Genomic DNA, 13312 nt, shown 5'->3' with positions numbered 1-13312 from the left:
AGCCTGTTCCCTCGCTCCCTGCTTCCTGTAGGTGGCGAGGGTTTTTTCATATCTAGGAGCCACATGTCTCGCCACATTCTTGCTGCTGGCCTCATCATTTCGGTGGCCTACGCGGCCGTGCACATCGCGTTTGCCGACCCCACCCTACTCACCGGCGCCGCTCCCCTCCGGCTTTCCGTGCGCAACTACCTAGGCAACGTCCTGGGCTCGGGCATGGTGTGGGGAATCTTTAGCTACCTCATAGGCAAGAAATTCTCGGGCCGGTGGCTAAAGGCTCTCCTGGCCGGTACGGGAATTATCGTCTTGATGCTGGCCGTGCACTACGCCTTGCTCGTGGTCTTCGGTGTGTACAACTGGCGCGAGGCATTTGAGTACAACGCCCAGTGGTTTATCCTGGCTCTCCTCTCTGGACCAGTATTGGGGCTGGCCGGCGCGGCCTCGGCCCAGTTCCGGTGGTTCGACTATCTCGCCGTCCTAGGCTTCCTCCTCGAGCCTGTCATAGCAGGACTCGTCCCAGGCAGTTCCTACTTGCCCCGCACCACGACCATCCCTGGGTACTTCGCCGCTGCGACTCTCTGGCTCATCGGCGCAGGCTTCCTTATTTGGCAGCGGCGAGCACGACCCAAGGTACAGCAGGATTAACCGTTAAGTGCGACCAGGAATACCACGGCGTTGTTTACGCAGTGTATGAGAAACGGCGCAGTGAGGGATCTAAACCACAGTCGTGCCACAACAAGTGATGTGCCAGCAAAGAAGAGGTAGACCACGACCATGGGGATGCCGTGCATTACTGCAAAAATGGCCACTGTTGCGGAAGCAGCTGTGGCGGTAGGCATCTTTCCTTGCAACCAATCAAAAAGGATTCGTCGGAAGGCAACTTCTTCGATTAGGGGAATGACCACTGCACCGCACACGGCCGCGAGCACAGAAGCAACAGGACTGATGCCTATACCATCAGCAATACTTGAAGATTTTTGCTCAGTACCAAAAAGCCATCCAATCACTCCCGTAGCCGCGCCACCGCCCAGCAGGGTAAGCGGTATCCACCACAGGAGGTGCCAAAGCGAATGTGTACAGGGGAGAAATCCGAGTTCGCGGTGGGACCAGCCTAGACGCCGACAGAAACCGTACCATAAAATGCCCAACCCACTAATCGCGCCGCCTAGTGAAACCCCCAGGGCAACCCAGGACCGCTCCCCGCCGGAAAACAGCCCACAGGCGATACCGACAATCGCCGCACCAGCGAACATGGCAGCTACACTTGCTGCCGCCCACGCCATATGCACACCTCGGACCGGAGGATGAAGCTGAGAATTCTTCGATACAGTAATCATACTGTCTAACGTTCCATCCCCCGTCTAATACTTGGGAATGATTTTATTTGCGAGTTCCGTGCTTCCTCGGCGGCCCACCATCCCGGCATACCGTGCACACCAGCACCGGGAGCGGCGGAGCTGGAGGCCATATATACTCTCGGAGCGAGGCGATGCGGATGGGGCGAAAGGCGTGGCCGCAGGAGAGTTTGCAGCCCAGTCATGGATCCGCCGGCAATATCGCCGCCCACCAGGTTGGGATTCCACCGCTCCAGCTCGGCCGGGCTAGTGGCGTGGGTAGCCAGGATGGTATCCCGAAAACCGGGGGCAAAGCGTTCGATCTGCGCAGTAATCAGCTCGGTTACCTCACCCGGATAGCGCTCCGCATAGCCGCGCGGGACGTGCGCATAAGTCCACAGCGTAAGCCCACGGGAAGGGTCGGCCACGTATTGTTGGCATGCCATTACTAGGGGGTGATCGGGCATGCGCCGCTTGCCAACGTCCCCCTCTGCCTTACAGATCTCCTCCACCGTGCCTCCCACATGCACGGTGCCGGCCTGGCCCACGCGCGGGTCGGTCCACGGCACGGGCTCGCTGAGGTGGAAATCCACTTTGAAGACGGCGCTGCCATATCGCCAGCGCGCCAGGCTCCGGCGAACACGGCTGGGAAGCTCCAGCCCACGCAGCCCCAGGATCTGCTGCGGGGTCAGGTTCACAATGATCGCCTCGGCTGCGGGCAATTCCCGCAGGTCGCGAACCTCGCATCCGGTGTGGAGGCGGGCATGATGGGAACGGAGGAGGTTTAAGAGGGCGTCGATAAGAGCGCCGGTGCCGCCCTCCACTACGGGCCAGCCGCGGGTCATGCCTAGCCCGCCAAAGAGCAGGCCGAATGCGGAGGTAAATGGCCTCGTAGGCGAGGTAATCGCGTGTACCGCGCTGCCCGCAAAGAGGGCGCGGGCTTGTGGCGTAGCAAAGGCCGCTCGGCCGAGCTGACTGGCGGGCACGATGCCGGCCGCGCCGAACTGTGCCAAGCGCACGGGGCGATCGGGCCAGCGTACCAGCGGCGTTAGTGCATTCCCCACATGCTCATCAATGTGCCGGACAATGTGTCCGTGCAACCGCGTCCACGCGCGGGCATCGGCTCCCAACTCCGCGGCCGTATCCGCCAAGGAACCCTGCAAGACCCCGGCCGGGGCTCCCTCTAGCGGATGGGCCATGGGATAGGGGGCGTTAAGCCACCGCAAACCATGGGATTCCAGATCGAGGGCGCGGAACGCCGGACTCGCCACGCCAAAAGGGTGCCCGGCCGCTCCGAGATCCACAATCGTGCCCGGAAAAATCTCCGCCGAGGAGGCTGCCGCACCACCGGCCCAGTCGGCCCGTTCGTAGATATCCACGCTCCAGCCAGCCATGGCCAAACGCGCCGCGGCCGTGAGTCCATTAGGTCCTGCGCCGACGATCACAGCGCGAGGTTGATTAGCCACAATGCTCCTTATGCAGGTCAGTACCCAAATTTATCAGTCTTGCTCACACAGTGGGTAGAAAGTTATCCACAGGCTGTGGAGAAAGCCTGTGAAATGTGAATTTCACACAATTATTAACACCCTGTGGATAACTGTTTTCACGGACTTCCACAGGCGGATTTTCTTACTTCCGCACGGTCTAGACCAGCGCGATCAGGGAAAACTCCGGAAAAGCGTTCGGTAAATTACAAAAATGTAGTTATCCACATTGTGGATAAACATTGTGGAATTATTTCGCACATGCTTTCCGGTGATCAAAATTCACAGTTATCCCCAAAACCCAGCTTGTTGGGCTAAGAGCGCGAGGATTACCGCGGCCACCACAACAACACCGCCCCAGCGAAGAGAGGGGCTTTTTCGATAGAGAAAAAGGCTCAACACGAGGCCTGTGCACAACCCACCCAAGTGTCCCCACAGGGATACGCCATTGGCCAGGAAGGTATAGGCCACGTTCGCCACAACCAAGGCGATGGGCGCGCGGAGATCGAGCCCGCGCTGGCGATAAGCACCTACCAGCATGACCATGAGTGCGAAGAGCGCACCGGAGGCGCCGACGGTGGGGGTATTGAAGTCGAATTTCAAGATCATGGCGGATGCGCCTAGGCAAGAGGTGAAATAAGCGGCAAGATACAACCCGGTGCCAAGCGTCCGCTCCACTTCCCTGCCTATGAGCAAGAGCATGATCATATTCACCGCCAAATGGCCCGCGTCTAGGTGCATGAACTCCGAAGACAGCGCAGTCTGAGGGCGGAAGGGATAATCCGGTCCCCACAGGCCCCAATCCGCTGCGAGCGGGGAATCATAGAAGGTGGCTCCTAGCGTGCGCGCCTGCACCGCGGTAATCAGCCAAGCGATGATGCAGACGGCGGCGATGAGCGCGGTCGCTGGGGTAGCGCGAACATAGTTTCTCACCATGGTCATGAAGTTGTCAGTCCTTTAGGCGGGGGTCTGGCTGTGGATAGCTCGGGAAAACTGCAACGAGCCCGCCGCCGCACGAATAATGCGGTGACGGGCCCGAGGAAAAAGGCGATTACGCGATATCGATGGACTCGATAACAACGTCCTCGTGCGGACGGTCCATGCGGTCGGTATCCACCTTGGCGATCTTGGATACAACCTCCTGGGAAGCAGCGTCAGTTACCTCGCCAAAGATGGTGTGGTGGTTGTTCAGGTGCGGGGTCGGCGCCACGGTGATGAAGAACTGGGAGCCGTTGGTGCCCGGGCCGGCATTAGCCATGGCCAGCAGGAATGGGCGGTCGAACTGCAGCTCCGGGTGGAATTCATCCTGGAACTGATATCCCGGGCCACCGCGGCCGGTGCCGGTCGGGTCGCCGCCCTGAATCATGAAGTTATCGATGATGCGGTGGAAGATTGCACCGTCATAGAACGGTCCGGACTGCTCGCCCTTTGCGTTCTGGGAGGAGTAGTCCTTCTCGCCCTTGGCCAGGCCGATGAAGTTTTCAACGGTTACCGGTGCATGGTTACCGAAGAGATCGATAACAATGTCACCGTAGTTGGTATGCATCGTTGCAGTTGCGGTCTTCTGAGTCATGCCAGCCATTGTAAAGAATTTAACGCGTGCCTGCCGCGCATGACATAACGCTGTCAGCGATCGCGCTAGCCTGAAGGCATGATTCGCGCGCTTCTTTTTGATCTGGATGACACCTTGCTCGATCACACCGGCGCGGCTCGAGACGCGGTGGATCAATGGTGCCGCCAGCTCGGCCTGCCCGAGGGCCAGCATGCGCGGTTCGCGGCCATTGAACGAAAGTGGTTTCAAGCCTATGAGCGCGGCGAGGTCTCCCACCACGGCCAGCGCGCGGCGCGCTGCCGCGAATTCCTCGGCCAAGAAATGAGCGATGCCGAGGCGCTGGCCGCCTATGACGGCTATCTTTCCGCCTATCGGGAGCAATGGCGCGCTTTTTCCGACGCCCTGCCCACCCTCACCTGGGCTCTCGAGTCCGGCTTTCAGGTAGGCATACTCACCAACGGCGAGCGCGAAATGCAGCAGGCGAAGCTGGAGGCTACGGGCCTTGCGCTTGCCGACGTCCTCCTCATCCCCACCGTCGACCTCGGCTGCCCCAAACCACAACGGGAGGCCTACCTCGCTGCTTGCCGCCAGCTCGAAGTAACCCCCGCAAACACACTCATGGTGGGCGATTCCCTGGCCAACGACGTACAGGGAGCTCGCACAGCGGGTCTGCATGCGCTCCACCTCGACCGTACCGGTAAGGGAGATCTCAGCTCGCTTAGTGCGCTGAGAGAGGCTCTCCCCCAAAGAGCCAGCTGACCACGATGGCGCCCGGATCGATAACGCCCTTGCTGCGATCTCCCAGGTAGGAGGCGCGGCCTTTCTTTGCCGCGAGATCCTCGGTGTCGAGGGCGCCGGCATGGGCGGCGTCGAAAAGCGCCTGCAAGGTCTCCGCATCCGGATCCTTCACACCTAGCTCGCGGGCTTTTTCTGCAGCCGGAATGAGGGCATCGAGCATGGTGCGATCACCACGCTGGGCGCCGCCAAGCTCGTGGATTAGGTCAGCCGCTGCGTTGAGCCCATCCGCCAGCGACTCCGCCCGAGCCAATTCATTAAAGAGCGTGCCGAATACGGCGCCGGAGGTACCACCGGCGAGGACGAGCAGGCGCTTGGCCAGCCCGGTGAAGATCTCGGTATCCGTACCGCGCAGGGGAAGCTTGATGCCACCGAAGGCAGCCTCCATGTTCTGGCCAAAGTCGCCGTCGCCGGCCCGGCGGTCTAGCTCAGTAAGCGCTTCAAAAGAGGCTTGCAGGCGTTCCACAAAGGCGGTGAGCCACTGATTCTCTTCGCCCTCGGTAGAAAGTTCATCCTGGAAGGTGATGGTGGCGGGTTCCACCGCCTTCGCGCGGCCCAGGGTGTGCGGCCAGGCGGGGGCGGCAGTGGGGGCGTCGACAAGCTCGAGCAGCTCCGCATCTGCCTTGAGCAGAGTAAAGGAAGCACCGTGCATATTGACCGCGGTGACATAGGAACCCACCAACGACCGGGCTACGGTGACGCCACGCTGGGCCAACTGCGCGGCGGCCTCACCAAAGAGCAAACTCAGCTCCAGCGGGGTGGTGCCGCCTAGGCCGTTGACCAGGCACACCACTTCATCGCCTTGACCCAGCTCAAGGGCTGGCACGATCTTATCCAGGACCTGATTTACGATAGCGCTCGCGCTATCTACCTGCTCGGTGTGGGTGCCCGGCTCACCGTGAATGCCCACACCCACCTCCATCTGGCCGGCTGCAAGATCAAAGGTCTCGCGGCCGGTAGTCGGCATAAAACCGGCACCCAACGCCACGGACATGCTCCGAGAATTATCCGCGGCGCGCTGCCCTAATTCAGCAACCTTATCCACGTCATCGCCGCGGTAGGCAGCAGCTCCTGCGACCTTTTCCACCAGGATGGTCGCACCCGTACCGCGGCGACCGGGGCCGTCCTCATTGCCATCGGTGGCAATATCATCGGCCACCAGCACCGTGCGGGTGTCTACCGCCTCGGCGGCGTTGCGAGCGACGGTAAAGTTCATGACGTCTCCGGTGTAATTCTTCACCACATGGACTACTCCCCTGCCCTGGTCAGCCCACTGGGTGGCCTCGCTGACCTGGACCGCGTTCGGGGAGGTAAAGAGCAACCCCGGGCAGGCCGCTGCGAGCATGCCCTGGCCGACAAACCCGGCATGCATCGGTTCGTGACCGGAACCGCCACCGGAAATCACCGCCACTGCCGGATCACCGTCCGCGGTGCGCAGCGGCGTGGAGCGGCCAATGAAGCCAACGTCGTGCCAGCGAGCATCGGGGTGGTTGGCGATGAGCCCAGCGAGGGCGTCGGAGAGAAAAGTGTCTTGACTATTACGGAATGCGGAGTGGTTCATACTCCCAGGCTAGTGATGTTTCTTACCCGGAAGCTAGGAGGAGAAAAGAAACATATCGGTTCCATTCGGACACCCAGTGGATTCGCAGCTACTTTGCAGTTTGCGGAGGATACTAAAAGAACCACTAAGAAAGGATCCGCACATGGATTTCTTGTCCTCCCTCCACAACCTTATGGACGCAGGTTCCCTGCTCCAAAGCTTTGGACCTTATATTCTGCTCGGCGTCGCCGTGGTCATCTTCATCGAGTCCGGCGTGCTTTTCCCGTTCCTGCCGGGTGATTCTTTGCTCGTTACCGCGGCCATCCTGCGCCACGAACTCGACATCAACGCCTGGCTGCTCTTTGTCGTGGCCGCGGTGGCCGCCTTTGCCGGCGACCAGGTGGGCTTCTACTTGGGCCGCCGCTTTGGCCGCAAGCTTTTCAAGGACGATGCCCGCGTTCTGCGCACCGAACACCTCGATAGCGCGGAAGACTTCTTCCAGCGCCACGGCCCGGTGGCCCTTGTATTGGGCCGATTCGTACCAATCGTGCGCACTTTCGTCCCCTTCGCCGCCGGCACCGCGGAAATGAGCTACTCCTCCTTCTTGCGCTGGAATATCCTCGGTGGCATCGGCTGGGTAGGCTCCATGCTGCTGGTCGGCGTACTTCTGGGCGGTATCCCGGGCATTGCTCACTCCATCGACATCATCATGCTGATTGTGGTGGCAATTTCCGTGCTGCCGATGATCATCGGGTGGATCAACAAGCGCCGCAAGGCAAAGCGCGAAATCCCGGCCAGTTAAGGGCTAGTTGCCCATTTCCCAGCCGGGATTCTATGAGGTTAAGAGGACTTAGAGGGAATCACGTACCTCATCGCGAGCCAGCACCATATTGCGCAAGGAGGCCTCGGTCTCCTCGTAGCCGCGAGTCTTAAGGCCGCAGTCTGGATTAACCCACAGGCGCTCGACCGGCACGTGCTTGAGCGCAGCGCGGATGAGCTCGGCCATCTCCGCCACGGAGGGCACGCGTGGGGAGTGGATATCGTAGATGCCCGGGCCAATCTCGGAATGGAAGGTCTCGTCGATATCTTCGAGCAGTTCCATGCGGGAGCGGGCCGCCTCGATGGAGGTGACATCGGCATCGAGGCCGGCAACGGCATCGATGATTTGGCCGAACTCGGAGTAACACAGGTGGGTGTGGATCTGGGTGGTCGGCTTGGCCTCGAGTGCAACGAGGCGGAAGGAGCGCACGGCCCAGTCCAGGTAGGCCCTGCGGTCTTCCTCACGCAAAGGCAGCAGTTCACGCAAGGCGGGTTCATCGATCTGAATGATGTCGATGCCGGCCTCTTCCAAGTCCCGGACCTCATCCGCCAGCGCGACGCCGAGCTGGTCCGCAGAGATGGACTGGTGGACGTCATCACGCACGAAGGACCAGGCCAGGATAGTCACCGGGCCGGTAAGCATGCCCTTGACGTGGTGCTCCGAGAGCGACTGGGCGTACTTGGACCACTCGGTGGTCATCGCAGCCGGGCGGGAGATGTCGCCTACGACTATTGGCGGGCGGGTGCAGCGGGAGCCATAAGACTGGACCCAGCCGTTTTCGGTGGTTACGAAACCATCGAGCAGCTCGGCAAAGTACTGGACCATATCATTGCGCTCTGGCTCGCCGTGTACAAGTACATCGAGGCCGAGGCGCTCTTGCAGCTCGATGACGGACTTGACCTCATCCTTGAGTGCGGCGTTGTAATCGGCGTCGGAAAGCTCGCCCTTGCGGTGCGCCGCACGTGCTTGGCGGATTTCCTTGGTCTGGGGGAAGGAACCGATGGTGGTAGTCGGCAGCTGCGGCAGGCCGAGTTCCTTTTGCGCCTCGTTGCGCTCGGCAAAGGCGGGCTCGCGCTTGACCTCGCCGGCCGGCAGCTCCTCGATGCGCGCCTTCACCGCCGCGTTGTGGATGCGCTCGGATTCGGCACGGGTGCGCACTGCGCGGTCGCTGATGCTATAAGCCTCTGGTGCCTCCAGCGGACCCTGGGAGAGGGCGACGACTTCCTTGACCTTCTCGTTGGCGAAGGAGAACCAGGTGGCGACGTCTGCAGGCAGCTTGGTTTCTGCCTCCACGGTGTGCGGCACGTGCTGCAAGGATACGGAGGTCGATACGGACAGGGAGTCGAGGCTGCTCTCTAGGTCCTCGTACTTGGAGCGCAGGTCACGCAGGTTGGCGGCCCAGACATTGCGGCCGTCGATAAGCCCGGCAACCACGTGAGAGTTCAGCTTCTTCACGCGCTCAAGGTAGCCCTCATCGAGAGCCAAGGTGCCCACGGACAGATCCACCTGGACGGCCTCTGGCTTAAGTTCCGCCAAGACCTCAAGGCCCTTGCGCGCGGAGCCATAAGGGGTGGTGAGGTAGACCTGCGGGCGGTTATCCGCACCCAAGATGGCCTCATAGGCGCTCTTGATGTGGGCAGCAAGCTCCTCATCGGTGGCAACGGTCAGGTCCGCTACCAGGGCAGGCTCGGCCAGCTGTACCCACTTCACGCCGGATTTATCCAGCTCGGCCAGTACCTCCTGGTAGGCCTTGACGGCATCATCCAAGCGGTCGAGCGGGGACTTGGTCGCGCCCTCGGCCTGCTTGGACAGGGCCAGCAGGGTAACCGGGCCGACGAGGTATGGGCGCACGGTGTGGCCTGCTGCGCGGGCTTCTTCCACCAGCTTGATAACGCGCTGTGGGCGCGCCTTAAAATCCTGGTCATCAGAAATTTCCGGGACGATGTAGTGGTAGTTGGTATCGAACCACTTAGTCATCTCTAGCGGCGCGGTGTCCTTATTGCCGCGGGCCAAGGTGAACTCATCATCCAGGGTTTCGCCGGCTACGGCGCCTACGGTCAGTGCGGTCTCGAGCACCTGGTCGTAGTAAGCGACGTCGGCAGGAATGGCGTAGTCCTCAGTAAGACCGAGGTCGCGCAGGCGGTTATAAGTATCCAGGCGCAGAGAGTGTGCGGCGGACTCGAAGGTCTCTGCATCGATGCGGCCGGCCCAGTAGGATTCCAGCGCGCGCTTGAGCTCGCGGTTAGCACCAACGCGCGGATAGCCTTCAATCGTCGCCTTGGGGAAATTATTGTTCGTCATTGTTTACTCCGATTCGAGATAACAGGTCTTGCGTAATGTCGGGATTGTTGTGGGTATAGATATGGAGGCCTTCCGCTCCCCCGGCCACGATGGTGCGGGCCAATTGGGCGCTAAGCTCCATGCCGATTTCGTATTCCTCTTCTGGGGTTTTCGCTGCCGCGAGCCGAGTGCGCACCCTTTCGGGTACGGCAAGCCCGGACAGCTGCCCCATTCGTTCCAACCGGCGCAGGCTGGTCATGGGCATAATCCCCGGAATAAGGGGAATTTTCACCCCGGCCAACTCCGCCCTTTGGGCGAAGCGGAGGAAATCCTCGGCATCAAAAAAGAGTTGGGTGATGGCGAAGTCCGCGCCGAGGCGCTGCTTATTGAGCAGGACGTCGAAGTCCTCGTCCTCGTTCTTGGATTCAGCATGGCCGCTGGGATAGCACGCCACGCTTACTGCGAGTCGGCCGGCAGCAAAGCGGGCCGCTTGGTGGCTCTCCAATTCCCGGATGAGGCGAACCAGTTCATCGGCATGCTGAAGGTAGTGTTCTGGCATGCCCCCTTCAGGGAGGTCACCCCGCAGAGCTAGCAGGCCACGCACTCCGGCATCTACCAAGCGATTAATCCACCCGATGAGCTCGTCGCGCGAGCCGGCCGTGCACGCCAGGTGCGCCAGCGGGCGCATAGCGGTGTTCTGCGAGATTTTCTCAATGAAGGCCGCGGTTCCCTCTAGCCAGCCGGAGCGCTGGGAACTGGTTACCGCGATGTAATCGGGGTGATAGCTTTCCAGGACCTCTAGCAGGCGGTCGATCTTGGCGGCATCGGCATCGTGGCGCGGTGGGATTACCTCGAAGGAAAGGGCGAGGCGCTCAGGTACATGGGATTCCTCTTCGCTTTCATAATCCAAGGGCGCGGAAGCCGAAAGTCGCGGGCTCATAGTCACCTCCTTTGCTGGTCGTCGTCGGTGCGTTGACAAAAACGTACCAAGCTGTTCAGTTTGTGCGGTAGCGATTTTGCAATGGTATTACCATTGCAAGCCCGCAAACTGCGAGGTTGGCGAAAAATTGGCTGAATAATAATCGCACATTCTGAACCAAGCGGTCTATTTGTGACCCGTTCCCCCAGCACGCCGCCGCGCTCACGGTGGTACACCACCCACTACGTCACTATGCTGGGTGAAAGCGAATTGATAAATCTGAGTTAAGGAGTGTTCCACCCCATGAACCCCACCACATTGAACCTGGCCTTCAAGACCGCATCGAACCTGTGGAGCCAGTTCAACAACTACCGCGAAGAAAAGTCCCGCGAAGCCTACACCGCCCTAGAGGAGGCTGCGCAAAAGATGGACGAGCGCGATAACGGCAGCTTCGCCGAGTCCCGCCGCCAGGCGGGCGCCGTCACCCGCGCCGCACACTCCCGCCTCGAGCGCGCCCTGGAGGAGTTCAACAACTACCGCGAGGACGCCACCGAGCGCCTGAACGACGCCAAGGAAGAGGCCACCAAGAAGGCTAAGAAGGCCCGCAAGCAGGCCAAAAAGGATTCTCAGAAGGCGCAGAAGAACCTCAAGAAGAAGTCCGCCAAGGTAGCCAAGAAACAGAAGAAGCAGAAGTCCTCCAAGGGCTGGATCTTCGCCGGCATTATCGCTGTGCTTTCCGCCGCGGCCGGTGCCGCCTACTACTGGCTGCGCTCCAACGACAAGCCATCCCAGACCCCACCGCCCGTGGATGACTTCCAGTCCGCCTCCCACACCGCCCCTGAGTCCACCTTGGTCTACACCTCCACCAGCGAGAATGACACCCAGTCTGACCTCGTTGAGGAAGGCGCTGTACGCGATGAGGAACTGCTGGGTTCCATCGACGAACAGCTGGCCAAGCACCGCGAAGAAGAAGCAGCTCAGCCGGCCGACACCACCCGCATCACCGATGACCACCAAAACGAGGGCAAGCACCGCCTGTAGACCAAAGAATAAATACGCTTTCCACCCCGCCGTGGGGGTATATTCAGCGTTGCCTAGATCTCATTTCTTTGCTTAGACAAAAATCTCTTGATTGAATTCCCACATTAGGGATCTTTCTACAAGGAGATGAACAATGAGCTTTGAGTCCCTCACCGTCAAGCTCAAAGACGGCTCAACGTACTACTTCCCAGCGGGTGCGGTGTCTAAAGACCCTTCCTCTCGCGTGGATAACCTGCGCTTCGCCATCGATAACGGAACCACTTTCCACTCCGTAGACGAGGCCGGTATCGAGCGCGAGTTTAACGGTCACGACGTCCGCAATTACCACCTCGCCTAAGCGGCAGCCACATCCCTTCCCCACAGGTCACTGTCCTGTGCGGAGGGGATTTTCGCATGCGTACCCCGTGCTGCACCACTGGCGTCTATCGTGGATTCCATGGAACTTCGCGCAACCCAAGAATCTGACCGCACCTACCTCGCCCGCCTCAACTTCCTCACCGATACTTTCGGTGACGAGCACGGCGAGCTCTCCCCTGACTTCGCCGCTGATTTTGCCTTCTACGTGGAAAATTGGGATCCCAACCAGGGCGGTTTCATCGCCTGGGAGGAGCTTGTCCCGGCCGGTGGCGTGTGGCTCAATTGGGGCACGGAGGACAACCACGGATTTGGCTTTGTCGAGCCCGCCATTCCGGAGCTCGCCATCGCGGTCGAGGCCCGCTATAAGGGACAGGGCATTGCCACCGCGCTTATCGACGCCGCTATTTCCCTCGCCTACACCCTGCATGCCCCCGGCATCTCGCTAGCCGTCCACCCCGATAACCCCCGCGCCAAGGGGCTCTATGAGCACCTCGGCTTTGAACACGTGGGCAGCCACGAGGGACACTTTGTGATGCTGAAGCGCTTCTAAAGCGAGCGCAGGCGGGCGTGCGTAACGTAAATCGGCTCATTATCCACGGCCGTCTTAAATTCCTCGGTCAGCCCAGCCATAACCGCCTCGCGCGCCTCTTCACGAGTGCCGTGAAAGCTCATGACCTCGCCATCCACTGCGGCCTCGCCACGTTTGCGCACCACAACGTATTCTGCGCCTTCCGGCGCCGAGACTTTCTTCTCTGTGGAGGTAAAGGGATCGTTGTAGCGAACGTTGGCGGCCATGGTTAGTCTCCTAATGGTTTCGCGTAATAGTAATAATTCCCCACTTACTGTACTTAAAATTTCCTCCCCGCGACCGTGCGCGTACATCCCTGCCATTTCCGCCGACAAAAATGGAGTTTACATCGAAAAATCGCGACATCGCCCCCTAGCTGCCCTTGCGCAGAGAAAAGTCCGGCGCCCTCCGAAGAGGAAACCGGACTTCATGCTGTGGAGCATAGGAGAATCGAACTCCTGACCTTCTGCTTGCAAAGCAGATGCTCTACCAATTGAGCTAATGCCCCAGTGCCTACACACTTTACTACCGCAGCCGAAGCAACCACAAACCGCTTAAAACCTGAACCACTCAAATCACTTTGGACACTTTAGGCATGTCCTATCACTTTGGTTACATTCGGGCG

General features: G+C 60.2%; 14 protein-coding genes and 1 tRNA gene. 6 read left to right on the top strand and 9 right to left on the bottom strand.

Features of this window, described 5'->3' with window-relative positions; genetic code table 11:
* The first annotated feature begins 63 nt into the window (after positions 1 to 63).
* Positions 64 to 642, top strand: coding sequence for a hypothetical protein (locus tag WMP96_RS02335; RefSeq protein ID WP_340432097.1), 579 nt, complete (start codon positions 64 to 66; stop codon positions 640 to 642).
* On the opposite strand, the gene WMP96_RS02330 is transcribed toward WMP96_RS02335, so the two are convergent.
* The 4 genes from WMP96_RS02330 to WMP96_RS02315 all read right to left on the bottom strand — a co-directional run bounded on the left by WMP96_RS02330 (position 639) and on the right by WMP96_RS02315 (position 4397).
* The gene (locus WMP96_RS02330; RefSeq protein WP_301716441.1) at positions 639 to 1334 is read right to left on the bottom strand and encodes a CPBP family intramembrane glutamic endopeptidase; all 696 of its coding nucleotides are present in this window, start codon (positions 1332 to 1334) and stop codon (positions 639 to 641) included. The genes WMP96_RS02335 and WMP96_RS02330 overlap by 4 nt on opposite strands.
* Positions 1335 to 1339: 5 nt before the next feature.
* Positions 1340 to 2797, bottom strand: coding sequence for a phytoene desaturase family protein (locus WMP96_RS02325; RefSeq protein WP_340432094.1), 1458 nt, complete (start codon positions 2795 to 2797; stop codon positions 1340 to 1342).
* Positions 2798 to 3103: 306 nt separating this feature from the next.
* Entirely contained in the window at positions 3104 to 3757 is a 654-nt protein-coding gene (locus tag WMP96_RS02320) for a rhomboid family intramembrane serine protease (RefSeq protein ID WP_239206158.1), read from the bottom strand.
* 109 nt (positions 3758 to 3866) lie between these two features.
* Positions 3867 to 4397 (bottom strand): peptidylprolyl isomerase, encoded by a 531-nt coding sequence (locus WMP96_RS02315; RefSeq protein ID WP_034656094.1) that lies wholly within the window; start codon positions 4395 to 4397, stop codon positions 3867 to 3869.
* 69 nt (positions 4398 to 4466) lie between these two features.
* On the opposite strand from WMP96_RS02315, the gene WMP96_RS02310 reads away from it, so the two are divergent.
* On the top strand, positions 4467 to 5126 hold the full coding sequence (locus WMP96_RS02310; RefSeq protein WP_301716439.1) for an HAD family hydrolase: 660 nt from the start codon (positions 4467 to 4469) through the stop codon (positions 5124 to 5126).
* On the opposite strand, the gene WMP96_RS02305 is transcribed toward WMP96_RS02310, so the two are convergent.
* The gene (locus WMP96_RS02305) at positions 5086 to 6723 is read right to left on the bottom strand and encodes a dihydroxyacetone kinase family protein (protein WP_248099362.1); all 1638 of its coding nucleotides are present in this window, start codon (positions 6721 to 6723) and stop codon (positions 5086 to 5088) included. The two genes, WMP96_RS02310 and WMP96_RS02305, sit on opposite strands and share 41 nt — an antisense overlap.
* Before the next feature lie 142 nt (positions 6724 to 6865).
* Between WMP96_RS02305 and WMP96_RS02300 the strand changes: the two genes are divergently transcribed.
* Positions 6866 to 7504 carry a DedA family protein gene (locus tag WMP96_RS02300; protein ID WP_340432089.1) on the top strand — a complete coding sequence of 213 codons (639 nt, stop codon included), beginning with the start codon at positions 6866 to 6868 and terminating at the stop codon, positions 7502 to 7504.
* Positions 7505 to 7552: 48 nt separating this feature from the next.
* Here the strand turns inward: WMP96_RS02300 and metE are convergent, their stop codons facing one another.
* Both metE and WMP96_RS02290 read right to left on the bottom strand, forming a co-directional pair.
* Positions 7553 to 9823 carry a 5-methyltetrahydropteroyltriglutamate--homocysteine S-methyltransferase gene (gene metE, locus WMP96_RS02295; RefSeq protein WP_301716438.1) on the bottom strand — a complete coding sequence of 757 codons (2271 nt, stop codon included), beginning with the start codon at positions 9821 to 9823 and terminating at the stop codon, positions 7553 to 7555.
* Positions 9810 to 10742 carry a methylenetetrahydrofolate reductase gene (locus tag WMP96_RS02290; RefSeq protein WP_301716437.1) on the bottom strand — a complete coding sequence of 311 codons (933 nt, stop codon included), beginning with the start codon at positions 10740 to 10742 and terminating at the stop codon, positions 9810 to 9812. Before WMP96_RS02290 ends, metE begins: the two co-directional genes overlap by 14 nt.
* Before the next feature lie 282 nt (positions 10743 to 11024).
* Between WMP96_RS02290 and WMP96_RS02285 the strand changes: the two genes are divergently transcribed.
* From WMP96_RS02285 to WMP96_RS02275, 3 genes are all read left to right on the top strand, one after another.
* The gene (locus WMP96_RS02285; RefSeq protein ID WP_340432086.1) at positions 11025 to 11762 is read left to right on the top strand and encodes a hypothetical protein; all 738 of its coding nucleotides are present in this window, start codon (positions 11025 to 11027) and stop codon (positions 11760 to 11762) included.
* A gap of 133 nt (positions 11763 to 11895) precedes the next feature.
* Positions 11896 to 12099, top strand: coding sequence for a hypothetical protein (locus WMP96_RS02280; RefSeq protein WP_005326240.1), 204 nt, complete (start codon positions 11896 to 11898; stop codon positions 12097 to 12099).
* Between the two features lie 99 nt (positions 12100 to 12198).
* Positions 12199 to 12669, top strand: a complete 471-nt coding sequence (locus tag WMP96_RS02275) for a GNAT family N-acetyltransferase (protein ID WP_023020214.1) — start codon at positions 12199 to 12201, stop codon at positions 12667 to 12669.
* Here WMP96_RS02275 and WMP96_RS02270 read toward each other — a convergent pair.
* Positions 12666 to 12914 (bottom strand): hypothetical protein, encoded by a 249-nt coding sequence (locus tag WMP96_RS02270; protein WP_005329702.1) that lies wholly within the window; start codon positions 12912 to 12914, stop codon positions 12666 to 12668. The two genes, WMP96_RS02275 and WMP96_RS02270, sit on opposite strands and share 4 nt — an antisense overlap.
* A gap of 208 nt (positions 12915 to 13122) precedes the next feature.
* Positions 13123 to 13195 (bottom strand) — tRNA-Ala (locus WMP96_RS02265).
* Positions 13196 to 13312: the final 117 nt, after the last annotated feature.

Origin of the sequence: Corynebacterium sp. KPL4035, from assembly GCF_037908325.1 — a bacterium.
Taxonomy (GTDB): domain Bacteria; phylum Actinomycetota; class Actinomycetes; order Mycobacteriales; family Mycobacteriaceae; genus Corynebacterium; species Corynebacterium kefirresidentii.
The sequence above is the reverse complement of the archived record's forward strand: the minus strand, read 5'-3'. Positions and strand labels throughout refer to the sequence as shown.

Bases quoted from the DNA above. Each gene is read 5' to 3' on its own strand.
- WMP96_RS02280 (WP_005326240.1), top strand. From the start codon at position 11,896: ATGAGCTTTGAGTCCCTCACCGTCAAGCTCAAAGACGGCTCAACGTAC.
- WMP96_RS02305 (WP_248099362.1), bottom strand. From the start codon at position 6,723: ATGAACCACTCCGCATTCCGTAATAGTCAAGACACTTTTCTCTCCGAC.
- WMP96_RS02320 (WP_239206158.1), bottom strand. From the start codon at position 3,757: ATGACCATGGTGAGAAACTATGTTCGCGCTACCCCAGCGACCGCGCTC.
- WMP96_RS02335 (WP_340432097.1), top strand. From the start codon at position 64: ATGTCTCGCCACATTCTTGCTGCTGGCCTCATCATTTCGGTGGCCTAC.
- WMP96_RS02300 (WP_340432089.1), top strand. From the start codon at position 6,866: ATGGATTTCTTGTCCTCCCTCCACAACCTTATGGACGCAGGTTCCCTG.
- WMP96_RS02315 (WP_034656094.1), bottom strand. From the start codon at position 4,397: ATGGCTGGCATGACTCAGAAGACCGCAACTGCAACGATGCATACCAAC.
- WMP96_RS02290 (WP_301716437.1), bottom strand. From the start codon at position 10,742: ATGAGCCCGCGACTTTCGGCTTCCGCGCCCTTGGATTATGAAAGCGAA.
- WMP96_RS02270 (WP_005329702.1), bottom strand. From the start codon at position 12,914: ATGGCCGCCAACGTTCGCTACAACGATCCCTTTACCTCCACAGAGAAG.
- metE (WP_301716438.1), bottom strand. From the start codon at position 9,823: ATGACGAACAATAATTTCCCCAAGGCGACGATTGAAGGCTATCCGCGC.
- WMP96_RS02285 (WP_340432086.1), top strand. From the start codon at position 11,025: ATGAACCCCACCACATTGAACCTGGCCTTCAAGACCGCATCGAACCTG.
- WMP96_RS02310 (WP_301716439.1), top strand. From the start codon at position 4,467: ATGATTCGCGCGCTTCTTTTTGATCTGGATGACACCTTGCTCGATCAC.
- WMP96_RS02275 (WP_023020214.1), top strand. From the start codon at position 12,199: ATGGAACTTCGCGCAACCCAAGAATCTGACCGCACCTACCTCGCCCGC.
- WMP96_RS02330 (WP_301716441.1), bottom strand. From the start codon at position 1,334: ATGATTACTGTATCGAAGAATTCTCAGCTTCATCCTCCGGTCCGAGGT.